The sequence below is a fragment of the Pseudomonas lurida genome (assembly GCF_013522705.1).
In the GTDB taxonomy this organism is placed as follows: Bacteria; Pseudomonadota; Gammaproteobacteria; order Pseudomonadales; family Pseudomonadaceae; genus Aquipseudomonas; species Aquipseudomonas quebecensis.
This window is the reverse complement of the sequence record NZ_JAAMRE010000033.1, coordinates 49,252-72,445: the sequence shown is the minus strand read 5'-3', so window position 1 is coordinate 72,445 and position 23,194 is coordinate 49,252. Positions and strand designations below refer to the sequence as shown.

General features: G+C 63.7%; 25 protein-coding genes. 10 read left to right on the top strand and 15 right to left on the bottom strand.

The window, feature by feature from the left end:
- Position 1 precedes the first annotated feature (1 nt).
- From G7025_RS23085 to nrdR, 11 genes are all read right to left on the bottom strand, one after another.
- Positions 2-787 carry a cobalamin-binding protein gene (locus G7025_RS23085; RefSeq protein ID WP_375139349.1) on the bottom strand — a complete coding sequence of 262 codons (786 nt, stop codon included), beginning with the start codon at positions 785-787 and terminating at the stop codon, positions 2-4.
- Complete coding sequence (locus tag G7025_RS23080) at positions 787-1,206, bottom strand: MFS transporter (RefSeq protein WP_181081338.1); 420 nt, start codon at positions 1,204-1,206, stop codon at positions 787-789. Before G7025_RS23080 ends, G7025_RS23085 begins: the two co-directional genes overlap by 1 nt.
- Positions 1,203-1,820 carry a GTP cyclohydrolase II gene (gene ribA, locus G7025_RS23075; protein ID WP_181081337.1) on the bottom strand — a complete coding sequence of 206 codons (618 nt, stop codon included), beginning with the start codon at positions 1,818-1,820 and terminating at the stop codon, positions 1,203-1,205. Before ribA ends, G7025_RS23080 begins: the two co-directional genes overlap by 4 nt.
- 128 nt (positions 1,821-1,948) lie before the next feature.
- A complete protein-coding gene (locus tag G7025_RS23070; RefSeq protein ID WP_181081336.1) occupies positions 1,949-2,677 on the bottom strand; it encodes a substrate-binding periplasmic protein in 729 nt (242 codons plus the stop codon).
- Positions 2,678-2,743: 66 nt separating this feature from the next.
- Positions 2,744-3,709 (bottom strand): thiamine-phosphate kinase, encoded by a 966-nt coding sequence (thiL, locus tag G7025_RS23065; RefSeq protein ID WP_181081335.1) that lies wholly within the window; start codon positions 3,707-3,709, stop codon positions 2,744-2,746.
- An 18-nt stretch (positions 3,710-3,727) separates the two neighbouring features.
- Positions 3,728-4,228: a transcription antitermination factor NusB gene (nusB, locus tag G7025_RS23060; RefSeq protein WP_181081334.1), complete on the bottom strand. Its 501-nt coding sequence runs from the start codon at positions 4,226-4,228 to the stop codon at positions 3,728-3,730.
- Complete coding sequence (gene ribH / locus G7025_RS23055; protein WP_034100965.1) at positions 4,225-4,701, bottom strand: 6,7-dimethyl-8-ribityllumazine synthase; 477 nt, start codon at positions 4,699-4,701, stop codon at positions 4,225-4,227. Before ribH ends, nusB begins: the two co-directional genes overlap by 4 nt.
- Positions 4,702-4,789: 88 nt before the next feature.
- Positions 4,790-5,881, bottom strand: coding sequence for a bifunctional 3,4-dihydroxy-2-butanone-4-phosphate synthase/GTP cyclohydrolase II (gene ribBA, locus G7025_RS23050; RefSeq protein ID WP_181081333.1), 1,092 nt, complete (start codon positions 5,879-5,881; stop codon positions 4,790-4,792).
- Between the two features lie 15 nt (positions 5,882-5,896).
- Positions 5,897-6,559: a riboflavin synthase gene (locus G7025_RS23045; protein WP_181081332.1), complete on the bottom strand. Its 663-nt coding sequence runs from the start codon at positions 6,557-6,559 to the stop codon at positions 5,897-5,899.
- Between the two features lie 45 nt (positions 6,560-6,604).
- Positions 6,605-7,741, bottom strand: coding sequence for a bifunctional diaminohydroxyphosphoribosylaminopyrimidine deaminase/5-amino-6-(5-phosphoribosylamino)uracil reductase RibD (gene ribD, locus G7025_RS23040; protein ID WP_181081331.1), 1,137 nt, complete (start codon positions 7,739-7,741; stop codon positions 6,605-6,607).
- The gene (nrdR, locus tag G7025_RS23035) at positions 7,738-8,208 is read right to left on the bottom strand and encodes a transcriptional regulator NrdR (RefSeq protein ID WP_034100969.1); all 471 of its coding nucleotides are present in this window, start codon (positions 8,206-8,208) and stop codon (positions 7,738-7,740) included. The genes ribD and nrdR overlap by 4 nt, the downstream gene beginning before the upstream one ends.
- Before the next feature lie 139 nt (positions 8,209-8,347).
- Here nrdR and G7025_RS23030 point away from each other — a divergent pair, with 139 nt between their 5' ends.
- Positions 8,348-8,803 (top strand): YbaY family lipoprotein, encoded by a 456-nt coding sequence (locus G7025_RS23030; protein ID WP_181081330.1) that lies wholly within the window; start codon positions 8,348-8,350, stop codon positions 8,801-8,803.
- Positions 8,800-9,453, top strand: coding sequence for a class I SAM-dependent methyltransferase (locus tag G7025_RS23025; protein WP_181081329.1), 654 nt, complete (start codon positions 8,800-8,802; stop codon positions 9,451-9,453). Before G7025_RS23030 ends, G7025_RS23025 begins: the two co-directional genes overlap by 4 nt.
- A 34-nt stretch (positions 9,454-9,487) precedes the next feature.
- Here G7025_RS23025 and G7025_RS23020 read toward each other — a convergent pair whose 3' ends face one another.
- A complete protein-coding gene (locus tag G7025_RS23020) occupies positions 9,488-9,805 on the bottom strand; it encodes a hypothetical protein (RefSeq protein ID WP_181081346.1) in 318 nt (105 codons plus the stop codon).
- A gap of 12 nt (positions 9,806-9,817) precedes the next feature.
- Between G7025_RS23020 and G7025_RS23015 the strand changes: the two genes are divergently transcribed.
- The gene (locus G7025_RS23015) at positions 9,818-10,231 is read left to right on the top strand and encodes an Abi family protein (RefSeq protein WP_258197724.1); all 414 of its coding nucleotides are present in this window, start codon (positions 9,818-9,820) and stop codon (positions 10,229-10,231) included.
- A 73-nt stretch (positions 10,232-10,304) separates the two neighbouring features.
- Complete coding sequence (trxA, locus tag G7025_RS23010; RefSeq protein WP_181081328.1) at positions 10,305-11,177, top strand: thioredoxin; 873 nt, start codon at positions 10,305-10,307, stop codon at positions 11,175-11,177.
- Here the strand turns inward: trxA and G7025_RS23005 are convergent.
- The gene (locus tag G7025_RS23005) at positions 11,174-11,521 is read right to left on the bottom strand and encodes a hypothetical protein (protein WP_181081327.1); all 348 of its coding nucleotides are present in this window, start codon (positions 11,519-11,521) and stop codon (positions 11,174-11,176) included. The genes trxA and G7025_RS23005 overlap by 4 nt on opposite strands.
- A gap of 131 nt (positions 11,522-11,652) precedes the next feature.
- On the opposite strand from G7025_RS23005, the gene G7025_RS23000 reads away from it, so the two are divergent.
- From G7025_RS23000 to G7025_RS22980, 5 genes are all read left to right on the top strand, one after another.
- Positions 11,653-12,252, top strand: a complete 600-nt coding sequence (locus tag G7025_RS23000) for a DUF2796 domain-containing protein (protein ID WP_181081326.1) — start codon at positions 11,653-11,655, stop codon at positions 12,250-12,252.
- Positions 12,253-12,258: 6 nt separating this feature from the next.
- The gene (locus tag G7025_RS22995; RefSeq protein WP_181081325.1) at positions 12,259-12,969 is read left to right on the top strand and encodes an ABC transporter ATP-binding protein; all 711 of its coding nucleotides are present in this window, start codon (positions 12,259-12,261) and stop codon (positions 12,967-12,969) included.
- A gap of 1 nt (position 12,970) precedes the next feature.
- Entirely contained in the window at positions 12,971-14,236 is a 1,266-nt protein-coding gene (locus G7025_RS22990) for an ABC transporter permease (RefSeq protein WP_181081324.1), read from the top strand.
- A gap of 11 nt (positions 14,237-14,247) precedes the next feature.
- A complete protein-coding gene (locus G7025_RS22985) occupies positions 14,248-14,769 on the top strand; it encodes a DUF3299 domain-containing protein (protein WP_181081323.1) in 522 nt (173 codons plus the stop codon).
- 94 nt (positions 14,770-14,863) lie between these two features.
- Entirely contained in the window at positions 14,864-15,562 is a 699-nt protein-coding gene (locus G7025_RS22980) for an OmpW/AlkL family protein (protein WP_181081322.1), read from the top strand.
- Between the two features lie 118 nt (positions 15,563-15,680).
- On the opposite strand, the gene G7025_RS22975 is transcribed toward G7025_RS22980, so the two are convergent.
- On the bottom strand, positions 15,681-16,565 hold the full coding sequence (locus G7025_RS22975; RefSeq protein WP_181081321.1) for a sugar nucleotide-binding protein: 885 nt from the start codon (positions 16,563-16,565) through the stop codon (positions 15,681-15,683).
- 167 nt (positions 16,566-16,732) lie between these two features.
- Between G7025_RS22975 and G7025_RS22970 the strand changes: the two genes are divergently transcribed.
- Positions 16,733-20,980, top strand: coding sequence for a DEAD/DEAH box helicase (locus G7025_RS22970; protein WP_181081320.1), 4,248 nt, complete (start codon positions 16,733-16,735; stop codon positions 20,978-20,980).
- A gap of 94 nt (positions 20,981-21,074) precedes the next feature.
- On the opposite strand, the gene G7025_RS22965 is transcribed toward G7025_RS22970, so the two are convergent.
- Entirely contained in the window at positions 21,075-23,150 is a 2,076-nt protein-coding gene (locus G7025_RS22965; protein ID WP_181081319.1) for a mechanosensitive ion channel family protein, read from the bottom strand.
- Positions 23,151-23,194: the final 44 nt, after the last annotated feature.

Here is a 23,194-nt window from a genome sequence, read left to right as displayed (position 1 = left end):
GTCACAGGTCCGGCGCAATCACCCGACACAATCGCCCCAGCGCCTCCAGCATCTGCCCGCTGGGCCGTTCCAGGCCTTTATCGGGCACTTGCCGCACGCGCTCGGCCATGGTTGGCCAGGCTTTCCACGCGTCTATCTGCGCTTGATCGCTGACCAGAATCATCTCGGGATTGCGCTGCAACACCGACTCGATGCTGACTTGCGGCGCCGGCAGGTTCAGGTCGTCGAACACATTGCGCGCACCGCAGACCGTCAACGCATCGCTGATGATCTGCCCGCCGCCCACGGTGTACAGCGGCGAATTCCACACCTGGTAAAACACTCGTAGGGGCTCGGCACGCCGATAGCGCCGGCGCAATTCGGCCAGGCGCTGGCGCAACTGCGCGGCCAGTTGCTGCCCGGCGTCGGCACGTCCCAGCCGCGCGGCGATGGCTTGGACCTGGACGGTAAGTTGTTCAAGGTTGTGGGGCTCGGCGATATACACCGGGATATTCAAACGCTGCAATTGCTCGCGCTGGGCCGGGCCGACGCTGCCCGGCCACAGCAGGATCAGGTCCGGTTTGAGGCTCAGCAGGCGCTCCATATCCAACTGACCATAGCGACCGACCGAAGGTACCTGCGCCAATGCCACCGGGCGCTCGCCGCCGTCGAGCACGCCCACCAGCAAGTCGGCGGCGCCCAGTTCCATTACGATTTCCGACAGCGACGGCGCCAGGCTGACCACCCGCTCGGCCGCCAGGACCTGGGCGCTCAGCGCCAGCAGCACAAGCACCAGCCAGCGGCGCATCATCCCAACTGACGCGGAATGCGGTAGAGGTAAAACAGCACCATCGTCGACAGCGCCAACAGAAACAACGGCACCGCCTCCAGGCCGACAAACACTGCCAGTGCACCCACCCACGCGGGGAGCGCGGCCACCAGCAACGCCGTGCGGCGACGGGCCGCCAGGGTGATCCAGGCGGCGGGCTCTTCGGCGGTGTCGAGGGCTTTGGAGGTGGCGATCAACGCGTGTTTATAGCCATTGAAGTAGCGCAGGCTGAGGAACATCGAGGCCACACCGGCGATAAAGAACGGCAAGGCCAACACCGGCAGCAGGGACTCAGCCTGGCCAAACACCAGGTTGACCACAAACAGGGGCAGCAGCGCCAGGGCCAGATACTGCCACCAGTTGACGGACAGCCGACGCTTGACCTGGCCCCGGGTCACGCGCGGTCGACCTCGCCCTGGTGTTCGTTGCCCATCATGTGGTCGAGCTTGCTGGCCTTGGTCGCCAGGTAGAGTTTGTTGTGCGGGTTATGCCCGGTGTGCAGCGGCACGCGCTCGGCCACGGTAATGCCCATGTCGGCCAAGGCTTTGACCTTGCGCGGGTTGTTGGTCATCAGGCGCAGGGATTTCACGCCCAGGTGCTCAAGCATCGGCAGGCAGATCGCATAATCGCGCTGATCGGCCGCGAAACCCAGGCGCTCGTTGGCTTCCACGGTATCGGCGCCGCCATCCTGCAGTTCGTAGGCGCGGATTTTGTTCAGCAGGCCAATGCCACGGCCTTCCTGACGCAGATACAGCAGTACGCCACGGCCTTCCCGGGCGATTGCCTGCAGCGCGGCTTCGAGCTGCGAGCCGCAGTCGCAGCGCTGGCTGAACAACGCATCGCCGGTCAGGCACTCAGAGTGCAGGCGGCCGAGCACGGGTTCGCCATCGGCGATGTCGCCCAGGCTGAGCACAACGTGCTCGCGCCCGGTGGCTTCTTCAAGAAAGCCGCTCATGGTGAACGTGGCAAAAGGGGTAGGCAGCTTGGAAGCGGCGACGAAAACGACGGGCACCGGGTGCTCCTGATTTCAGATTTTACAGAGGCGGCATTGTAACAGCAGGTTCCTACAGACGCTTAAGCTGAATGTTCGCTGATAAAGATCAATCGGTTCGATTGGCCTTCCACTCGGTTCTATGCAGGTCAGAACGGATACGGCTGTTTCCAGTGTTGAAAAATCGGCTTGAGTTCGCCGCTCTTCACCAGCGCATCCATACGCCGATCAAACACTGCCCGCAGGTCCCGCCCCCGCTCGTTGTCGGCAAAACCCACGTAGAGCGGCAGCTGGGTCAGGTGTGTAAGCCGAAAGGTGGCCGGGTCCTGCGCCTGATTCAGGACTTCGCGGACTTCGGTGAGCGCATCAATGTAGAAATCAGCCCGGCCGTACTGAAGCATCGGCAGGATGCCGTCACGCCGATGTATCTGGTTGAAACGTCGCACATTCGGCAAGTATGCCTCGTATTTGTAGCCATGCACCCAGGCCAGGCGATAACGCCCCAGCGTGGCCAGGCTCGGTGCGGGCGAGGTCGCCAGGCCGAGGGCGTAGATGGGGTCCGAATCGTAATGCCAGCGCGGGTACAGCACGCCGGTGACCTCGTCGCGGTAAGAACCGACCCAGCCATCCACCTCGCCGCGCTGGGCCAGGCCAACCGCTCGGGTGTAGGGCTCGGTGCGGGGCTGTACTTGCAAACCCGCCGGCTCGAATACCTTGCGCATCACATCCCACGCCAGGCCGCTGCCATCGGCGTTGGTGTAGCCGTCCCAGGCCTCACTGGCCAGCGTGACCTTGGAGGGCACCACCGGAGCGTCCTGCGCCTGCAACAACGTCGCAGCAGTGCACAGCAGTGTCAGCAGCCAGCGGCGTACATCCATCGGGACGACCTCCTACAGAGCCATGCATCAGGGATTACGCTATTGAGGGTAGCGCAGGACGCCGCTTCAGGGCGTCTCGCGAAAATGCTGGTAACCGCGGACGGCTGGTGTGATGTCCTGGCCGCCGGCATCAAGCAGCGTCACGCCCTGCCCTGCCTCGACCCGGCCGATCACATGAATCGGCCAGCCACCGGCCAGCAACGGCGCCAGCTCGGCGGGTGGCAGGGTGAAGGCCAGCACGTAGTCGTCGCCCCCACTCAGAGCGGCCACCCGCGCCTGCTCGTCCCCCACGAACGCCAGCAACGCCTTGGACAAAGGCAGCGCCTGGCGCTCAATCAGCAGGCTGACAGCCGAAGCCTTGGCGATATGCCCACAATCGGCCAACAACCCGTCGGAGATATCCATCGCAGCCGTGGCCTTACCGCGCAGCGCCAACCCCAGGGCCAGTTGCGGTTGTGGTGACCAGTAATGGGCCAGCAGCGGCTCGGCAACGCCAGCATCGGCGCTGCGTTGGCCCAGCACCAGCGGCAAAGCGCCAGCGGCGTTGCCCAGTTCGCCGCCCACACATAACAGGTCTCCTGGCTGCGCGCCGCTGCGGGTCAGGGCCTGCCCCGCCGGCACACGGCCAAACACCGTGAGGGTCAGGCTCAGTGGCCCGCGCGTGGTGTCGCCGCCTACCAGGCCCACACCGCAGTGTTGCGCCATGGCGTTCAAACCCTGGGCATAGCGTTGCAGCCAATCGGCATCGACGGTCGGAGTGGTGAGTGCAAGGGTAAACGCGAGCGGGTGGGCGCCCATGGCGGCCAGGTCGCTCACCGCCACGGCCAGCGAGCGCTGGCCGAGCAGGAATGGATCGCAGGGGTCGGCAAAATGCACGCCGGCCACCAGGGTATCGGTGGAGATCGCCAGTTGCTCCCCAGGGGGCAGTGCCAGCAAGGCGCAGTCGTCGCCGATCCCCAGGGCTATGCCTTCACCGCCCTGCGCACAAGGCGCGGCGGCGAAGTAGGTGCGGATCAGCTCAAACTCGCCCATCGAGAACTCAAGCGCGGATCAGCGCTTGTGTTCCTTCACTTCGGCTTCGCGCAGGCGCGGGGCCAGTTTGTCGAGCACGCCGTTGACGAACTTGTGACCGTCGGTCGAACCATAGACTTTCGCCAACTCGATACCTTCGTTGATCACCACGCGGTACGGCACATCGACGCGCTTGAGCAGTTCCCAGGTGGACAGGCGCATCACGCACAGTTCAACCGGGTCCAGTTCCTCGATCGTCAGGTCCAGGCAAGGTGCGAGGGCCGTGTCGATCTCGGTCAGGTTGGCGTGAACGCCGTGCAGGATGTCGTGGAAGTAACTCTGATCGGCGAAGGTAAAGTCGTTATCGACGCGAAACTGCGCTTCGATTTCGTTCAGCGCAGCGCCTGCCAGGTGACGCTGATACAGCGCCTGGGTCGCGAGTTGACGCGCCTTGCGACGCTTCTCGCTCTTGGACGGCTTGCCGGCATCCGCAGGGCGTGGGTCCTGAGGGTTGAACTGATCGCTCTCGTCGGAAATCACTTGGCCTCCAACTGCGACAGCAGGCTGACCATTTCCAGGGCGGACAGGGCCGCTTCGGCGCCTTTGTTACCGGCCTTGGTGCCGGAACGCTCGATGGCTTGTTCGATGGAGTCCACGGTCAGCACGCCGAACGCAACCGGCACGCCGAACTCCATGGACACCTGGGCCAGGCCCTTGGTGCATTCGCCGGCCACGTATTCGAAGTGCGGCGTGCCGCCCCGAATGACCGCGCCCAGGGCGATGATGGCGGCGTATTCGGCCTGTTGGGCGACTTTTTGCGCAACCAGCGGAATCTCGAAGGCGCCAGGGGCGCGGATGATCGTGATATCGCTCTCGCTCACACCGTGGCGAACCAGGGCGTCCACGGCACCGCTTACCAGGCTTTCAACCACGAAGCTGTTGAAGCGGCCAACCACCAGGGCATAGCGGCCTTTGGGGGCGATAAAGGTACCTTCGATGGTCTTCAGGGTCATTCGACAAATCTCTTAAAGAGCCGGGACGCGAAATGTGCGTCCCTCAGTGATGATTTAACCGCGAACAAGGGGCAGAAATCGCCGGCCTTTATTCGGAGAGCACGTATTCTACAACTTCCAGATCGAAACCGGATATCGCATTAAATTTCATCGGTGCGCTCATCAAGCGCATTTTGCGCACACCCAGGTCACGCAGGATCTGCGAACCGGCACCGACGATGCTGTAGGTGGTCGGCGTTTTCACCTGGGTGTGCTCGGCGGTTTCGCGGATATGCGCGAGCAGGACGTCGCCATCCACCGGGTTGCCCAGCAACAGCACCACGCCACTGCCGGCCTCGGAAACCGCGGCCATGGCGGCGCGCAGGCTCCAGCGGCCGGGTTGCTTGACCATCAACAGGTCGCGCAGCGGGTCCATGTTGTGCACGCGCACCAGGGTCGGCTCTTCAGCGCAAATGGTGCCCAGGGTCAGGGCCATATGCACGTCGCCTTCCACCGAATCACGGTAGGTCACCAGGTTGAATTGGCCCAGTTCGCTGTCCAGCGGCTGCTCGGCAATCCGCTGAACGGTACGTTCGTGAATCATTCGATAGTGAATCAGGTCGGCGATGGTGCCGATCTTGAGGTTGTGCTCGGCGGCAAATGCTTCGAGTTCGACACGACGGGCCATGGTGCCGTCGTCGTTCATCACTTCGCAGATCACACCGCTGGGCTCGAACCCGGCCATGCGCGCCAGGTCGCAGGCGGCTTCGGTGTGACCGGCGCGGGCCAGGGTGCCGCCGGGCTGGGCCATCAACGGGAAGATGTGGCCGGGGCTGACGATGTCTTCAGCCTTGGCGTCCTTGGCGGCGGCGGCCTGCACCGTGCGCGCACGGTCGGCGGCGGAGATGCCGGTGGTGACGCCGGTGGTGGCCTCAATGGATACGGTGAACTTGGTGCCGAAACCCGAGCCGTTGCGCGGCGCCATCAACGGCAGCTTGAGCAGTTCGCAGCGCTCGCGGCTCATAGGCATGCAGATCAGGCCGCGAGCGTGCTTGGCCATGAAATTGATGTGCTCGGCCTTGCAGGCCTCGGCAGCCATGATGATGTCGCCTTCGTTCTCGCGGTCTTCGTCATCCATCAGGATGACCATCTTGCCTTGGCGGATGTCTTCAACCAGTTCTTCGATGCTATTGAGCGCCACGCGGCACCCCCTTGGTCAGGATTTCAGGTAGCCGTTAGCGGCCAGAAAACTTTCAGTGATATTCCCGGCAGTCGGCTCTGCGGCCTTTTCGCCCAGCAACAGGCGCTCCAGGTAACGGGCAAGCAAGTCCACTTCCAGATTCACCCGGCGGCCCGGCTGGTACGCGGCCATGATGGTTTCGCTCAGGGTGTGCGGGATGATGGTCAACGCGAATTCTGCGCCATTGACGGCGTTCACGGTCAGGCTGGTGCCGTCGACGGTGATCGAGCCTTTGTGCGCGATGTACTTGGCCAATTCTTTTGGCGCGCGGATGCGGAATTCCACCGCCCGCGCGTTTTCGCTGCGCGATACCACTTCGCCAACGCCGTCGACGTGGCCGCTGACCAGGTGGCCGCCCAGGCGGGTGGTCGGCGTGAGGGCTTTTTCCAGGTTGACCGGGCTGCCGGCCTTGAGGTCGCTCATCGCCGTGCAGTCCAGGGTTTCCCGGCTGACGTCGGCGGCAAAGCCGTTGCCCGGCAACTCGATGACGGTCAGGCACACGCCGCTGACGGCGATGCTGTCGCCCAGCTTGACGTCGCCCAGGTCGAGCTTGCCGGTTTCAACCAGCAGCCGAACGTCGCCGCCCTTGGGGGTCATGGCGCGGATGCTGCCGATGGATTCGATAATGCCGGTGAACATGGCCTTCTCCTGGAAAACGGGGCCGCGCGATGCGCAGGCCGGAAATTATACGCTGGCTGCTGGCAGAGGGATGGCAGTGACTCGCCAGTCGTCGCCTACAGCGCGCATGTCAGTGATCTTGAGTTGGGGAGCGTCCGCCAGTTTCTCAAGCGGCCAGTCCAGCAACGGCCGGGCGGCGGAGCCGAGAAATTTACCGGCGACGAATATCACGTATTCGTCCACCAGGCCCTGCTGCGCAAAAGCGCCCGCCAGGCTTGGCCCGGCCTCCACCAGTATCTCGTTGACGCCACGGGCGGCCAGGGCCACCAGCGCCGAACGCAGGTCGACCTGGCCGTCGACGCCCGGCACTACGAGGCATTCGGGGCCACGCGGGAACTGGTTTTCCGGCGTCACACAGGTGATGACCAGTGCCGGCCCGGCCTTGAAGAACGGTGCGTTCAGCGGTACCCGCAGGCGGCCGTCGATCAGCACGCGCAGCGGCGGGCGAGACATCGCCAGGGCGGTGGTGGCCGCGTCCAGGCCGAGCTCGGCGGCACGCACGGTCAGCCGCGCGCCGTCGGCCAGTACAGTGTCGGCACCGGTCAACACCACGCTGGCTTCGGCGCGCAGCCGTTGCACGGCGGCGCGCGCGGCGGGGCCGGTGATCCACTGGCTTTCGCCGCTGGCCATTGCGGTGCGACCGTCCAGACTCATCGCCAGCTTGACGCGCACAAAAGGCAGGCCTTGCTCCATACGCTTTAGAAAGCCCGGGTTCAGCGCTCGCGCCTGGCTTTCCAGCACGCCGCTGCGCACCTCGATCCCGGCTTGAGCCAGACGCTGCATGCCGCGCCCGGCGACTTCCGGATTGGGGTCCTGCATCCCGGCCACCACCCGCGCCACGCCAGCACTCACCAGCGCATCGGCGCATGGCGGTGTGCGGCCATGGTGGCTGCAAGGTTCGAGGGTCACGTACACCGTGGCGCCGCGCGCTTTATCGCCGGCGGCGCGCAGGGCATTGGGCTCGGCGTGGGGCTCGCCGGTGCGCTCATGCCAGCCTTCGCCGACGATCTGCCCATCGCGCACAATCACGCAGCCGACCCGAGGGTTGGGATGGGTGGTGTACACGCCCTTGCGCGCAAGCTCCAGGGCACGGGCCATGTAGTGGGCGTCAAGCACGGCCTGTTCAGCGGAAGGTGGGTTCATTGTTTGGCCGGCTCACGGGCCAGGCGGTCGATCTCTTCGCGGAACTCGTTGAGATCCTGGAAGCGTCGATACACCGAGGCGAAACGGATATAGGCGACTTCGTCGAGTTTTTGCAGCTCGCCCATCACCAACTCGCCCACGACCAGGCTCTTGACCTCGCGCTCGCCGGTCGCTCGCAACTTGTGCTTGATATGCGCCAGGGCTGCTTCCAGCCGCTCGACACTCACCGGGCGTTTTTCCAGGGCGCGCTGCATACCGGCGCGCAGTTTTTCTTCGTCGAAGGGCTGGCGGCTGCCGTCAGACTTGATCAGCCGTGGCAACACCAGTTCGGCGGTTTCGAAGGTGGTGAAACGTTCACCGCAGCCGGAGGCCAGGCATTCGCGCCGGCGACGTACTTGATCGCCCTCGGCGACCAGTCGCGAGTCGATGACCTTGGTGTCGTTGGCACCGCAGAAGGGACAGTGCATGGTGGCAGGCAACAAAAAATGGGAGGGCCATGGTAGCGCATCCCCATGGCAAGACAAGCCATAGCCTTTACGGTATATAGGCTGACAATTATGTTTCTTCTCTTTTAAGCCACGGATTTTGTCCCTTCTGGAGCCGTACATGCAGTTACGACCCGTTGTTTTGCTCGCTTTGTTCAGTGTTCTGGTCGCCTGCAGCAGCGAAGCCCCCAAGCCGAGCGCGCCCCAGCCGGCGCCCGCGCAGGAGAAAAAAGTCCCCGGAATCGAAGACCTCGGTCCACTGCCGGCCTATCAGCGTGAAATCAACGGCAGCCTGACCAATGTGCCTGCCGGGGCCGAAGTCGAAATGGCCCTGCTGGTGATCGACGACCGCTCGCGCCCGCAGCAACTGCTCGCCAGCAGTGTGTTGACCGGCAACGGCAAGCCATTGGCCTTTCGCCTGCGGTTCAACCCCGAGGCTTTCCCGGCCGGCGCGCGGGTTGAGCTGCGCGGTCGTGCCAGCCAGTCCGGCCAGTTGATCCTGCACCTGCCCGCCGTGCGCATTACTCAGGCGATCACACAGACCACCGGCCCCCTGCAACTCGTCAAGGCACCATGACGCCACCGCTGGACCTGCAACGCGCCCTGAGCGATCTGATCGGCGACGCACACCTGGTGCCCTGCGCGCTGCCGGGCACCGACCTGTCGTTATGGCTGCTGGACGCGGACAACATGGACCGCGCCTTCAGCCAGGAGGAAACCCGGCGCATCCTGCATGAACCGCCCTACTGGAGTTTCTGCTGGGCCAGCGGCCTGGCGCTGGCGCGGTATCTGGCGGCAAACCCGGAATGGGTGAAAGGCAAGCGCGTGCTGGATTTCGGCGCCGGCTCCGGTGTGGCCGGTATTGCGGCGGTTAAAGCGGGTGCGCTGGAAGTGGTGGCCTGCGACCTGGACCCGCTGGCATTAGCGTCCTGCCGGGCGAACGCCGAACTCAACGGTGTGAAACTCAGTTACTCGGCGGACTTTTTCGCCGAAGCCGACCGCTTCGACCTGATCCTGGTCGCCGACGTGCTCTACGACCGCGCTAACCTGCCGCTGCTGGATCACTTCCTCAGCCGTGGACGCGAAGCACTGGTGGCGGACTCCCGCGTGCGGGACTTCCAACACCCCGCCTATCGACGCCTGGACATACTGGATGCCCTGACCCTGCCGGACCTGGCCGAGCCGTGGGAGTTTCGCAAGGTGAGCCTGTACCATTCGAAGCGTTAAACCCGCACGTTACAGATTTTCAGCAATAGATTGGTTAAGACAGCAAAAGCAGGCGCATGGAAAATGCCCTTCTTCGCAAGCGGCCTGGACCATCGATCTGCATGCTTTTCCAAACAATTTCAATCATTGCTGAGCGCTTAACGCCCTTGCAAAAAATCGGGCGCCTACCTAACCTTTGCAGCAATACACCCGCCATGCCTCTGGTTGCGTTAGCAACCAAGCACAAATTGTGCGGGTTTTTTTTGCCCGGTATTTTTTGAGCATGAGGACATTCAGCAAACCCGCCATTGACGTTCGCGCCCAGCTTGAGCTGCTCAAGCACCGCGGGCTGAATGTTCAGGATAAGGTTCATGCAGAGTCTTTTTTGCAATCGGTCAGCTTCTTTAGGCTCAGCCCCTATATGCGACCGTTTCAACAACCGGAGGATATCGATCATCGCTTTCGTGATGGGCAGTCTTGGCTGCACACCCTGACCACCATTCGAAACATATGCGCCCATCATTCACGGCTGTGGAACCGAGAATTAGGTATTCGTCCCGAACTGCCAAAGAAAGCCAACTTTTTATGGCCCAAACATCTCTTTCAGCCCGGGCCGCACACCCGCATTTTTGCAGCACTCTGCATTTTGAATCATCTGACACATCAAGTGAGCCCCGACAGCCACTGGGATCAACGCTTGCATCAACTGATTTGCGATTTTCCCGACGTTAGTCTTAAAGCGATGGGCTTCCCTCTCAATTGGTATCAGGACCCTTTTTGGCATGCGCTTGAAAACTGAGCGCCCTGCTGCTTCCGGTAGCTTTCGCCAGCCCTTATAGTTGCCCCCATTCCCGCTTTCTTCGAGACGCCCCATGAGTGAGCCCACCCCGTATATCTTCGACGCCACCACTGCCACCTTCGACCAGGCGGTAATCGAAAACTCATTCCACAAACCTGTACTCGTAGATTTCTGGGCCGAGTGGTGCGCGCCGTGCAAGGCGTTGATGCCGATGCTGGCGCAGATTGCCGAGAGTTATCAGGGTGAGTTGCTGCTTGCCAAGGTCGACTGCGAGGCCGAGCAGGACATCGTTGCGCGGTTTGGCATTCAAAGCCTGCCGACGGTGGTGCTGTTCAAGGACGGTCAGCCGGTGGACGGGTTCGCCGGGGCACAGCCGGAGTCGGCGGTGCGGGCGATGCTTGAGCCGCATGTGCAGATGCCTGCGCCGAAGGCGGCTGATCCATTGGTGCAGGCCCAGGCGTTATTCGCAGAAGGCCGTATCAGTGACGCCGAAGCCCTATTGGTCGCGCTGCTGGGCGAGGACAACACTCACGCCGCCGCACTGATTCTGTACGCGCGCTGCCTGGCTGAACGCGGTGAGTTGGGTGAAGCCCAGGCCGTGCTCGATGCCGTGAAAAGCGACGACCACAAAGCCGCTCTCGCCGGGGCCAAGGCACAGATCACCTTCCTGCGCCAGGCCGCCGAGCTGCCGGACGCCGCCGACTTGAAAAGCCGGCTGGCGCAAAACCCGCAGGACGACGAAGCGGCCTATCAGCTGGCTATCCAGCAACTGGCGCGCCAGCAGTACGATGCGGCACTGGACGGTCTGCTCAAATTATTCGTCCGCAACCGCAGCTACAACGAAGGCCTGCCGCACAAGACCTTGCTGCAGGTGTTCGAACTGCTGGGCAATGATCACCCGCTGGTCACCGTGTACCGCCGCAAGTTGTTCGCTGCGCTGTACTAATCGCCGAGCCAACGGTACAGCGGCGTATCCCCGCCGCTGACCACCTTGACCTTGGCGCTGTGGCGCAGGCGCACCAGCAGGCGTTTGCCCACTGCCGCATCGCCGGCCAAGCCTTCCAGTTGATCGAGCAATTCCAGGCCGCTGAGTTGGCCGGCATTGCGTAATAGGTCCTGGGCGCTCTGCCATAGATCATCACCGGGTTTCGCCGCCGCAGCCGGGCCAGCGCTCGCCGGGGCTACTGGCGCGGCCTGAAATTGCGCGCCCAGGCGTGCCCAATCGCCGTCGTCCATCTCTACAGTCAAATCCACCGGCAGGTCGCCGATGGTTCCACGAATTCGCAACATCGCCCCTACTCCCGCAGTTTTTCCGACCGGCATGCTCCCATGTGGCTTGCACAACGCCAAGCGGGCGGGCAAACTCTCGACACATTGTTATAAGATTACATAACAAAACTTTCATCTCCGGGAGCTTTTCCATGCGCCGTCTGTTGCTTGCCTTGCCGTTTGCCCTGCTGCCACTGGCTGTCGCCCAGGCGCATGATGACCATGATCACGAACACGGCAGCCTCGGCGCCCACGAACACGGTGTTGCTCGCCTTAACGCCGTGCTTGATGGTCAGACGCTGGAGCTTGAGCTGGACAGCCCGGCGATGAACCTGGTGGGATTCGAGCACGTGGCCAGCAGCGCCGCCGACAAAGCCAAGGTCGCCGCCGCGCGCGAGCAACTGGAAAACCCTGTCGCCCTGTTCAACCTGCCCAAGGCCGCCGGTTGCAAGGTCAGCTCCCAGGAACTCAACAGCCCGCTGTTCGGTGACAAGCCCGAAGCCGATCATGACGACGATGATGACGCCACCGACGGCAAAGGCGCAGCCGCCCATGAGCACCATCACGACCACAGCGAGATCCACGCTCACTATCAATTCACCTGCGCCACACCGACCGCCCTGGGCAATCTGGACCTGACCCAAGTGTTCAAGACCTTCCCCGCCACCCAGAAAATCCAGGTACAACTGATCGGCCCGAGCGGCCAGCAAGGCGTCGACGCGACGGCCACCGCAGCCACCCTGAAGTTCTGAGTGCCCATGACCCAGCCATTGATCGAACTGTCCGACCTGGGCTTTAACTGGCCCGGTCATCCTCAACTGCTGGATATCCCCGCCTTCCGCCTGGAGCGCGGCGAAACCCTGTTTCTCAAAGGCCCCAGCGGCAGCGGTAAGACCACCCTGTTAGGGTTGCTCGGCGGCGTGCAGAAACCCGGTCGCGGCAGCATTCGCCTGCTCGGCCAGGAACTTACCGCGCTGTCGGCGGGCGCGCGCGATCGGTTCCGTGTCGACCACACCGGCTACATTTTCCAGCAGTTCAACCTGCTGCCGTTTCTGTCGGTGCGCGAGAACGTCGAGTTGCCCTGCCACTTTTCCAGGCTGCGTGCGCAACGCGCGGTCCAGCGTCACGGCAGCGTCGACCAGGCGGCCGCCACTCTGCTTGCGCACCTGGGCCTGAAGGACAAAGACCTGCTGGCGCGTCGTGCCGATTCGCTGTCCATCGGCCAGCAGCAACGGGTGGCCGCCGCCCGTGCGTTGATCGGCCAACCGGAACTGGTGATTGCCGACGAACCCACCTCGGCCCTGGATTACGACGCCCGCGAAGCCTTCATCCAATTGCTGTTCGCCGAGTGCCGCGACGCGGGTGCCAGCCTGTTGTTTGTCAGCCACGACCAGAGCCTGGCGCCGCTGTTCGACCGTCATCTTTCGCTGGCCGAGCTCAATCGCGCCGCCACGCCCGCAGAGGTTTGAGATGTATCTGTTTCGTCTAGCCATGGCCAGCCTGGCTAACCGCCGCTTTACCGCGATCCTCACCGCCTTCGCCATCGCCCTGTCGGTGTGCCTGTTGCTGGCGGTGGAGCGCGTACGCGTTGAGGCACGCAACAGTTTCGCCAGCACCATCAGCGGCACCGACCTGATCGTCGGCGCGCGCTCCGGTTCGGTCAATCTGCTGCTGTACTCGGTGTTCCGCATCGGCAACGCCACCAACAACATTCGTTGGGACAGCTACGAGCACTTCGCCGCCAACCCTCAGGTGAAATGGGCCATCCCGATTTCACTCGGGGACTCCCACCGCGGCTATCGCGTGATGGGCACCAACCAATCCTACTTCGAGCACTACCAGTACGGCCGCAAGCAAAACCTCGAACTGGCCAGCGGCCGTGCCTTCGCCAGCGACCCGTTCGAAGTGGTGCTCGGTGCGGAAGTGGCGGATGCGCTGCACTACAAACTCGGCGACAAACTGGTGCTGGCCCATGGCGTAGCGGTGGTCAGCCTGGTCAAGCACGATGACAAACCCTTCACCGTGGTCGGTATTCTCAAGCGCACCGGTACGCCGGTGGACCGTACGCTGCATATCAGCCTTGGTGGCATGGAAGCGATTCACATCGACTGGCACAACGGCGTTCCCGCCCAAGGCAAAGGCCGGATCAGCGCGGACCAGGCGCGCAACATGGACCTCACGCCGCAAGCCATCACGGCCTTCATGCTGGGCCTGAACAACAAGATTTCCACCTTCGCGCTGCAGCGGCAGATCAATGAGTTTCGTGGCGAACCGATGCTGGCGATTCTGCCGGGCGTGGCGTTGCAGGAGCTGTGGAGCATGATGGGCACCGCTGAAAAAGCGCTGTTCGTGATCTCGCTGTTCGTGGTGCTGACCGGTTTGATCGGCATGCTCACGGCGATCCTCACCAGCCTCAACGAACGCCGTCGCGAAATGGCGATTTTGCGTTCGGTGGGCGCGCGGCCCTGGCATATCGCGACGCTGCTGATCTTCGAAGCGTTTGCATTGGCACTGTCCGGGGTGATCGCCGGCGTCGGCCTGCTGTACGTATGCATCGCCGCCTCGCGCGGTTACCTGCAGGCCAACTATGGCCTGGACCTGCCGATGTCATGGCCGAGCGAATATGAATGGACCCTGCTCGCCGGTATCCTGGCCGCCGCGCTGTTGATGGGCAGCGTGCCCGCGTGGCGCGCCTATCGACAATCCCTGGCCGACGGCCTGTCCATACGTTTATGAGGAAGGTTTCGATGCGCCGTGTCCTGTTTGCCCTGTTGCTGGTGGTGGCCGCGCCGACCTGGGCCGATGAGCAACCCAGGGATCTGTCCTGGCAGGAAATGATTCCGCCGGATGCGCCGCCGGAAGTGCCCAATATGAAACCGCTGCACGACCTGTCGAACATGGCCGATGCCTTGTCCGTCGAGGCGGCGCCGGCGGCCAAGCAGGATTTGCCCAACGCCCCGGTGGTCAAGGGCCTCGACGGCCAGCATATTCGCCTGCCCGGTTATATCGTGCCGCTGGAAGTGAGCGAGGAAGGCCGTACCACCGAGTTCCTGCTGGTGCCGTACTTCGGCGCGTGTATCCATGTGCCGCCGCCGCCGTCGAACCAGATCGTGCATGTCAAAAGCGAAGTCGGCGTGAAGCTCGATGAGCTGTACCAGCCGTACTGGATCGAGGGGGCGATGCAGGTCAAGCCCTCCACCAGCGAACTGGCCGACGCCGGTTACCAGATGGATGCCGAAAAGATTTATATGTACGAGCTGCAGGAATAACGCTTATCGCCCTTTCATTGAGCTGAGTCAAAAGACCGAACGGAACGATCTTTACCATTGGACCTACAACTTTTAAACGTCCTTTGGAGCTCCCATGAACAAGTCTCTGCTCGGCGCGTCCCTCTTCGCGCTCGCCCTCGTCGCCCCTGCCGCCCATGCTCACGAAGCGGGCGACATTCTGGTTCGCGCCGGTGCAATCACCGTGAACCCGAAGGCCGACAGTGGCAGCGTCAAGGTTGATCAAGGCCCACTGGCCGGCGCCAACCTGGGTGGCAAGGCGACCATGAGCAGCGATACCCAGTTGGGCTTGAACTTCGCTTACATGCTCACCGACCACGTCGGGATCGAACTGCTGGCGGCCACGCCGTTCGAGCACGATGTGAAGATCAAGAACACCGCGCTCGGTGCCGCCAATGGCAAGCTCGGTACTCTCAAACATCTGCCACCGACCTTGAGCGTCGTGTACTACCCGCTGGATAACAAGTCCGCCTTCCAGCCCTACGTGGGTGCCGGTATCAACTACACCTGGATCTATGACGAACACGTCGGCAGCCGTGCCGAGGGCGCGGGCTTCAGCAACTTCAAGGCGGAAAACTCCTGGGGCTGGGCGGCGCAGATCGGCGCTGACTACATGATCAACGACAAGTGGATGATCAACGCCCAGGCGCGCTACATCGACATCAGCACCAAGGCCACCGTGGACAACAACGCATTGGCCGCCGGCACTCGCGCCAAGGTCAATGTGGACGTGGACCCAATGGTCTACATGGTGGGTATCGGCTACAAGTTCTAAGCCGCTGCAACCAACACTGCGTCACCAATATGAGAGGGGGCTTGCCCCCGATAGCAGAGTGTCAGTCACCGGTTCATTGACTGACCCACCGCTGTCGGGGGCAAGCCCCCTCTCACATTCAGCTGCGGCGGTAGAAGCGGTCCAGCAAGGCTGGCAGCCCCGCACGCCAGGCGCGGGGCTTGATGCCGAACGTGTGCAGGATTTTCTTGCAGGCCAGTACGCCGTGCTGGGGTTCTTCGCTGGCATCCGGGCGGGCGGCGTGGGCCTGGGCGGTGGGTGATTCGATGGCCAACGGGTGAAAGCTGCGCGCTTCGGTAAGGATGGCCTGCCCCAGCGCCAGCGGCGTGGTCGCCTCATGGCCGGCGTAGTGGTACGTGCCCCACAGCGGCGCCGCGCAATCGAGTTGCTTGAGTACCGAAATGATCACCCGAGCGGCGTCGTCCACTGGCGTCGGGTTGCCGCGACGGTCGTCCGCCATCAGCAATTGCCCCGGTTGCTCAGCCTTGGCCAGAAAGCGCCCGAGGGTGCCATCGACACTGTCGTCCAGCAGCCAGCCAAAACGCAGCAACACATGTTGCGGGCACGCGGCGCGCACGCTTTGTTCAATGCGCCACAACGCCTGGCCGCGCAGGCCCAGCGGCACAGGCTCGTCCTTTTCGCTGTAGGCGGTGGCGCGCGAGCCATCGAACACGCGGTAGCTGGACGGTTGCAACAAGGTGATGGTGTGGTGCTGACACAGTTCGGCCAGGCGCTCGATAGCGAATTCCTGGGCGGCCAGGCGCGTTTCACTGACCGCTTCGGCCTGGAACCAGTCGAAATAGTAGGCGAGGTTGATCAACGCATCGGGACGGGTGTCGTCGAGCAATTGGGTAAGGCTTGCGGCATCCCAGCCGTCTTGGGGCGGTTTGGGGGCGAGGAAACCGATGTCTTCCTCCGCACCGAGGCGAATCAGCGCCTGCCCGAGGGCATTCCCGCCGCCCAGTAACATAAGGCGCATTCGCATAGATTGAGCAGGCCCGGTCTGTTTGGAACGATGGTTGGGGTCGGCAGGGCTGTGGGCCGTGCCGTGGATAGTTGCCAGAATCGTTGCATTTTGCGGGTTTGTAGCGCAACCGTCACGGATAAAGTACGGGTTTGCAACTTGTTGGAACTGGCAGTATCAATCACTCCATGAACGCACTTGAATCCATCGACACAGCCCTGCGCGGTTTCCACCCCGCCGTCAGCGCCTGGTTCCGCGAAAGCTTCCCCTCGGTGACCGACGCCCAGGCGCAGGCGTGGCCGCTGATTCGCCAGCGCCGCTCGACCCTGATCGCTGCGCCCACCGGCTCCGGCAAGACGCTGACAGCGTTTCTGGCAGTGCTTGATGAGCTGGTCCACCAAGGGCTGGCCAACGGCGGCGAACTGCCGGATGAGACGCTCGTGGTGTATGTGTCGCCACTCAAGGCGCTGTCCAACGACATCCAGATCAACCTGCAAACCCCACTGACGGGCATCACTCGGCACTTGCAACAGCAAGGCCTGCCAGCGCTGGCGATACGCACAGCCGTGCGCACCGGCGACACCCCGCAAAAAGACCGCGCACAGATGCGCAAACGCCCGCCGCATATCCTGGTGACCACACCGGAATCGCTCTATGTACTGCTGGGCTCGGACTCCGGCCGGCAGATGCTCGCCACCACGCGCACGGTGATCGTCGATGAAATCCACGCCATTGCCGCCGGTAAGCGCGGCAGCCACCTGGCGCTGAGCCTGGAGCGGCTGCAAGGCTTGTGCAGCGAACCGCTGACACGCATCGGCTTGTCGGCCACGCAAAAACCCATCGACGCCGTGTCGCGCTTTCTGGTCGGCACCGGCCGCCCATGCGCCATTGTCGACATCGGCCACGCGCGCCCCCGTGACCTGGACATCGAAGTACCGCCGGTGCCGCTGTCCGCGGTGATGGCTAACGATGTCTGGGAGCTGGTCTACAACCGCCTCGCCGATCTGGCCCGCGAACACCGCACTACGCTGATCTTCGTCAACACCCGGCGCCTGGCCGAGCGCCTGGCCCGGCACTTGAGCGAACGCCTGGGTAAAACCGCGGTGGCCGCCCACCACGGCAGCCTGGCCAAGGAAATGCGCCTGGATGCCGAGCAACGCCTCAAGGCCGGCGAGCTGCAAGTGCTGATCGCCACTGCCTCCCTGGAGCTGGGAATCGATATCGGCGACGTCGACCTGGTGTGCCAGATCGGCTCGCCCGGGTCCATCAACGGGTTTCTGCAACGGGTCGGGCGCTCCGGCCACCATGTGGGCGGCACACCCAAAGGACGTTTATTCGCCCTCACCCGCGATGATCTGATCGAATGCGCCGCACTGCTCGATTGTGTGCGGCGCGGCGAACTGGACACGCTGCACATCCCCGTTGCACCGCTGGATGTGCTGGCGCAGCAGATCATCGCCGAGGTCAGCGCCCAGGAGTGGTCGGAGCAGGCCCTGCTGGCGCTGATCCACCGCGCCGCGCCTTATGCCGAGCTGGATGAGCGCCACTACCAGGCGCTGCTGCACATGCTCGCCGACGGCTATAACGGGCGCCAGGGCATCCGCAGCGCCTACCTGCACCGCGATGCCCTGACCCACACCCTGCGCGGCCGACGTGGCGCACGGCTGACCGCCGTGACCAGCGGCGGCACGATCCCGGATAACGCCGACTACAGCGTCTTGCTCGAACCCCAGGGGTTGAACATCGGCAGCGTCAACGAGGATTTCGCGGTGGAAAGCATCGCCGGGGATATCTTCCAGCTGGGCAATACCTCCTACCGCATCCTGCGGGTCGACGCCGGCAAAGTACGCGTGGAGGACGCCCACGGCCAGCCGCCGACCATTCCGTTCTGGCTGGGCGAAGCACCAGGGCGCAGCCATGAATTATCGGCCGCCGTGGCCCGCCTGCAGGGGCAGATGGACAGCCTGCTCAGCGCCACACCCGGGGACCTGCGCGGGGCATCGGCGTGGCTTACCGAAACCCTGGGCCTGAACCACGCCAGCGCCGAGCAGATCCTCGATTACCTGGCCCGCACGCGCCTGGCCCTCAGCGCGCTGCCGTCCCAGGACACGCTGATCATGGAGCGGTTCTTCGACGCTTCCGGCGGTACCCAGTTGATCATCCATACACCGTTCGGCAGTCGCATCAACCGCGCCTGGGGCCTGGCGCTGCGCAAGCGTTTCTGCCGCACCTTCAATTTCGAATTGCAGGCGGCGGCCAGCGAAAACGCGATCGTGCTCTCGCTGTCCACCAGCCACAGCTTCGCGCTGGACGAGGTGTGGCGTTACCTCAACAGCCAGAGCGCCGAACACCTGTTGATCCAGGCCGTGCTCGACGCGCCGCTGTTCGGCGTGCGCTGGCGCTGGAACGCCGGCGTGGCCCTGGCGTTGCCACGCTACACCGGTGGGCGCAAGGTGGCCCCGCAAATCCAGCGCATGAAAAGCGAAGACCTGATCGCCAGTGTGTTCCCCGACCAGATCGCCTGCCTGGAAAACCTCGCCGGCGAGCGCGAAGTACCCGAGCATCCATTGGTCGAGCAAACCCTCGACGATTGCCTGCACGACGCCATGGACAGCGATGGCTGGCTGGCCCTGCTGCGGCGCATGGAAAGCGGCCAGGTGCGCCTGGTCAGCCGCGATCTGCCGGCCCCCTCGCCCATGGCCGCGGAAATTCTCAGCGCGCGCCCCTACACCTTTCTGGATGACGCGCCGCTGGAAGAACGTCGTACCCAGGCCGTGCTCAATCGCCGCTGGAGCGACCCGCAGAGCACCGACGACCTCGGTGCATTGGATGCCGAGGCCATCGCCGGCGTGCGCGAAGAGGCCTGGCCGGCGCCTCAGGGCGTGGATGAAATGCACGAAGCGCTGATGAGCCTGGGCGGCATCGCCGCCAGCGAAATCACGCCGCCCTGGGCCAACTGGCTGCAGGCGCTGGCCAAAGCCGGGCGCGCCCATCGTTTGCCCAACGGATTGTGGGCAGCGGTGGAGCGCCTGAATATCTGGCAGGCGCTCGTGCCCCACCACCTGCCGCTGCTGCCGGGCTTCGACGAGCCCTGGAGCCATGAGGACGCTCTGGCGGAAGTGCTGCGCGCACGCCTCAGTGGTTTCGGCCCGCAGACCCTGGCCGAGATCGCCGCGCCCCTGGCCTTGCCGCCGGCCGACATCGCCCAGGGCATGGCCCGGCTGGAGCAGGAAGGCTACGTGCTGCGCGGCCACTTCAGCCCCGACGCCGACAGCGAACAGTGGTGCGAGCGCCACCTGCTGGCGCGCATCCATCGCTACACCGTCAAGCGTCTGCGCCGGGAAATCGAACCGGTGGCGCTGCAGGATTTCATGCGGTTTCTGTTCGATTGGCAGCACCTGTCCGATGAAACCCGGGGCCAAGGCAGCGCCATGTTGGCGCAGATTATCGGGCAATTCGAAGGCTATGCCGCCGCCGCGTCGGCGTGGGACAGCGATCTACTCAACGTTCGGCTCAAGGATTACTCACCGACTTGGCTCGATGACCTATGCCGCAGCGGCAAATGGGTATGGATGCGCCTGACTGACAAACCCAGCGCGAGTGCCCAGCGCAGCACGCCGGTGGTACTGCTGCCGCGCAGCCAAGTGGGTATGTGGAGCGGCCTGGCCGACGCGGCCGACTGCACAACCCTGTCGCCCAAGGCGCAGAAAGCCCACGGGGCGCTGCGCGAACACGGCGCGCTGTTTTTCGACGAGCTGGTGCACGAGGCCCATCTGCTGCGCAGCGAACTGGAGACCGCGCTGCTGGAACTGGTGGGCGCCGGCCTGGTGAATGCCGACAGCTTCGCCGGCCTGCGCGCACTGACCACCCCCGCCAGCAAGCGCCAGGCCCGCAGCAGCCGACGCGGACGCGGTGCGTTTATCGGCGGCATGGACGATGCCGGGCGCTGGGCGCTGATTCGTCGCCCACCGAGCGCCGCCGGCCCGCACTCGGCCGAAACCCTGGAGCACGTGGCGATGACCCTGCTGCGCCGCTACGGCGTGGTGTTCTGGCGCCTGCTGGAGCGCGAGGCCGATTGGCTGCCGAGCTGGCGCGAATTGCTGCGCACCTTCCACCGCTTGGAAGCCCGTGGGGAAATCCGCGGCGGACGGTTTGTGAGTGGCCTGGCCGGTGAACAATTTGCCTTGCCGGAAGCGATACCGTTACTGCGCGAAGTGCGGCGTCGGCCCCATGACGGGCGCCTGGTGGCGGTGTGCGGTGCGGACCCGTTGAACCTGGTGGGGACGTTATTGCCGGGCAACAAGGTGCCAGCGGTGAGTGGCAATCGCATCGTGTATCGCGACGGGCTGCCGGCGGCGGTGAGGGTCGGCAGCAAGCAGCAATTGCTGGTGGAGGAAGATCAGCAGGCGCTGCAGGAGAAGTTGATCAGGCTGTAAGCTTGAGGGCCTCATAGGGGGGCAAGCCCCCTCCCACAGTGGCGGCAAAAAATGTGGGAGGGGCTTGCCCCCGATGAGGCCCTGACAGACGCCATCACACCACCGGCATCTCAGCGTCCGGCTCATCCGCCTGGGCCATGCGCTTGGGCAGCAACACCTGCTGTGGATAAGTCTGCGCGAAGTGCACCTCGTCACAGTTATCCACAAGCTTTTTCAAGCGCTGGTTAAACGCACGGCTCACTGCATATTGCCCGCCCGACACGGTGCGGAACTGCGCGGTCAGCACCACGCCGTTGAGGTCCATTTTGTCGACCCCGAACACCTCCAGCGGGCCTTGCAGGTTGTATTTGAGGAACACGTCGTCGCGGATCGACTGCCCCGCCTCGCGGATCAGCTCCACGGCCTTGTCCACATCGGTGTCGTAGGTGAACTGCACCGAGAAGAACGCGTAGGCGAACTGCCGCGATTGGTTGGTCACCGCCTTGATCTGCCCGAACGGCACCGAATGCACAAAGCCCTTGCCGTCGCGCAGCCGCAGGGTGCGGATGGTCAGGCCCTCGACGGTGCCGGCGTGGCCGGAGTCGAGCACCACCCAGTCGCCGATCGACAGCGTGTCCTCAATAATGATGAACAGCCCCGTGATCACATCCTGCACCAGTTGCTGGGAACCGAAACCGATCGCCAGGCCGACCACCCCGGCACCCGCCAGCAGCGGGGCGACGTTGATTCCCAGGTTGGCCATGGTAGTGATCGCGCAGATCACCACCAGGATGATCTTCACCGCATTGCGCAGCAGCGGCAGGATGGTCTTGACCCGCGTGCTGGGTTGGCGGCTCGAGCGTTTGTTCACCGGCGGCTTGAGCGCTTCCTGAATCGCCGTGTCGAGCACCACCCAGAACAGCCACGTCACCAGCAGAATCAGGCCGATGCTGCTCAGGGAATCACTGATCGCCCGGCCCACCGAGTTGCGTTGGGCGAATTCGAACAGCGACACGCCCCAGATGCGCCCGAGTATCTCGATAAACGCAATCGCCATGACGATGCGCAGGATCGCGTGCAACAGGCTGAGGAAGCGTTCCTTGTAGGCGCTGCTGCGCTGGATCGCCACCTGGCTGCGGGACTTGAACAGGTGCTGCAGTACCGTGCTGAGAAACACCGTACCGATCAGCAAAATGGTGGTGAACAGCGCGCAACGCAGGGCCTTCTGGTTGTCGTCGCCAGCGCCGATCAAGTTGATCGCCGAGACCAGCACCATCAATAGGATGGGCCAGTACCACAGCCCGGAAAACACCCGCAGCGATTGCTGCAACGCCGGATGCTTGAGGCGTTGGGCCAGCGGCCGGTTACGGATCAGATGCGCCACCGGCCGGCGCAGGCGCACCACCAGCACGCCAAAGATCACCGCCGCGAACAGGCCGGTGAACACCGCGATGCTGCTGGTGATATTGCCGCCCAGCTGGCGTGCGATCTGCGGGCTGGTCAGCGCGTCGCTGAGGGCGGCAAGGAAGCCGATCAGGAACAGCGGCCGCGGGCAGTACGCGCGAATGATCTGCACCGCACGCCGCTTGTGTCCGAGGTTGAACATGACAATCACGCACAACAGCATCGACGTGGAGAAGATCCCGCTGCTGGTGGCGTAGGCAAAACACAGCGCCAGCGCGCGACCGATGGAGCTGGGCAGAAAATGACTGACGTAGAGGGTCAACGGCAAACAGATCAGCGCCGGAATCGTATACGGCGCCACGTAACCCAGCACACCCAGCAGGCGCTCGCGGCGCTGGAAAAATGAGCGTTGCCCGAGGCGCCGCACGATCAGGCGCCCCAGCAACGTCAACAGGGTAAAGGCACCGATCCACACGCAGGACAGCAGCACAAAGTCCCCGGCAATGCTCCACGGCGAACGCTGCGCGGTCTGGTCGACCAACCGCCCGACTTCATCGGCGGCCCGGTCCGCGCGCAGGCGCCAGGCGTCGATAAGGTTCTGGTTGAGATCGAGCTTGTCCTGCACGTCGTCGATGCTGGAGCTGATCGCGCCGAGCAGGCCACCCTCCACCAGCAACTCCGGTTTGGCCGGGGCTTGGGGTTCAGGCGCAGCGGCCGCGGCATGCAATGCGCCGCTGCCGCACAACAGCAGCGCGCCGAGCAGTAATGCAGTCTTTGAATTCAGCAAAACACCGGGCTCCTTCGCATGGGTCTGTAAGGAACTGACGGGTT

Excerpts from the sequence above, each read along its gene's own strand:
- G7025_RS22975 (WP_181081321.1), bottom strand. The coding sequence starts at position 16,565 with ATGCGAATGCGCCTTATGTTACTGGGCGGCGGGAATGCCCTCGGGCAG.
- G7025_RS23025 (WP_181081329.1), top strand. The coding sequence starts at position 8,800 with ATGACGCCACCGCTGGACCTGCAACGCGCCCTGAGCGATCTGATCGGC.
- G7025_RS22990 (WP_181081324.1), top strand. The coding sequence starts at position 12,971 with ATGTATCTGTTTCGTCTAGCCATGGCCAGCCTGGCTAACCGCCGCTTT.
- G7025_RS22980 (WP_181081322.1), top strand. The coding sequence starts at position 14,864 with ATGAACAAGTCTCTGCTCGGCGCGTCCCTCTTCGCGCTCGCCCTCGTC.
- G7025_RS22970 (WP_181081320.1), top strand. The coding sequence starts at position 16,733 with ATGAACGCACTTGAATCCATCGACACAGCCCTGCGCGGTTTCCACCCC.
- nrdR (WP_034100969.1), bottom strand. The coding sequence starts at position 8,208 with ATGCACTGTCCCTTCTGCGGTGCCAACGACACCAAGGTCATCGACTCG.
- G7025_RS23020 (WP_181081346.1), bottom strand. The coding sequence starts at position 9,805 with ATGAACCTTATCCTGAACATTCAGCCCGCGGTGCTTGAGCAGCTCAAG.
- G7025_RS23085 (WP_375139349.1), bottom strand. The coding sequence starts at position 787 with ATGCGCCGCTGGCTGGTGCTTGTGCTGCTGGCGCTGAGCGCCCAGGTC.
- ribD (WP_181081331.1), bottom strand. The coding sequence starts at position 7,741 with ATGAACCCACCTTCCGCTGAACAGGCCGTGCTTGACGCCCACTACATG.
- G7025_RS23045 (WP_181081332.1), bottom strand. The coding sequence starts at position 6,559 with ATGTTCACCGGCATTATCGAATCCATCGGCAGCATCCGCGCCATGACC.
- G7025_RS22995 (WP_181081325.1), top strand. The coding sequence starts at position 12,259 with ATGACCCAGCCATTGATCGAACTGTCCGACCTGGGCTTTAACTGGCCC.
- ribH (WP_034100965.1), bottom strand. The coding sequence starts at position 4,701 with ATGACCCTGAAGACCATCGAAGGTACCTTTATCGCCCCCAAAGGCCGC.
- G7025_RS23005 (WP_181081327.1), bottom strand. The coding sequence starts at position 11,521 with ATGTTGCGAATTCGTGGAACCATCGGCGACCTGCCGGTGGATTTGACT.
- G7025_RS23000 (WP_181081326.1), top strand. The coding sequence starts at position 11,653 with ATGCGCCGTCTGTTGCTTGCCTTGCCGTTTGCCCTGCTGCCACTGGCT.
- G7025_RS23030 (WP_181081330.1), top strand. The coding sequence starts at position 8,348 with ATGCAGTTACGACCCGTTGTTTTGCTCGCTTTGTTCAGTGTTCTGGTC.
- G7025_RS22985 (WP_181081323.1), top strand. The coding sequence starts at position 14,248 with ATGCGCCGTGTCCTGTTTGCCCTGTTGCTGGTGGTGGCCGCGCCGACC.
- G7025_RS23070 (WP_181081336.1), bottom strand. The coding sequence starts at position 2,677 with ATGGATGTACGCCGCTGGCTGCTGACACTGCTGTGCACTGCTGCGACG.
- trxA (WP_181081328.1), top strand. The coding sequence starts at position 10,305 with ATGAGTGAGCCCACCCCGTATATCTTCGACGCCACCACTGCCACCTTC.
- thiL (WP_181081335.1), bottom strand. The coding sequence starts at position 3,709 with ATGGGCGAGTTTGAGCTGATCCGCACCTACTTCGCCGCCGCGCCTTGT.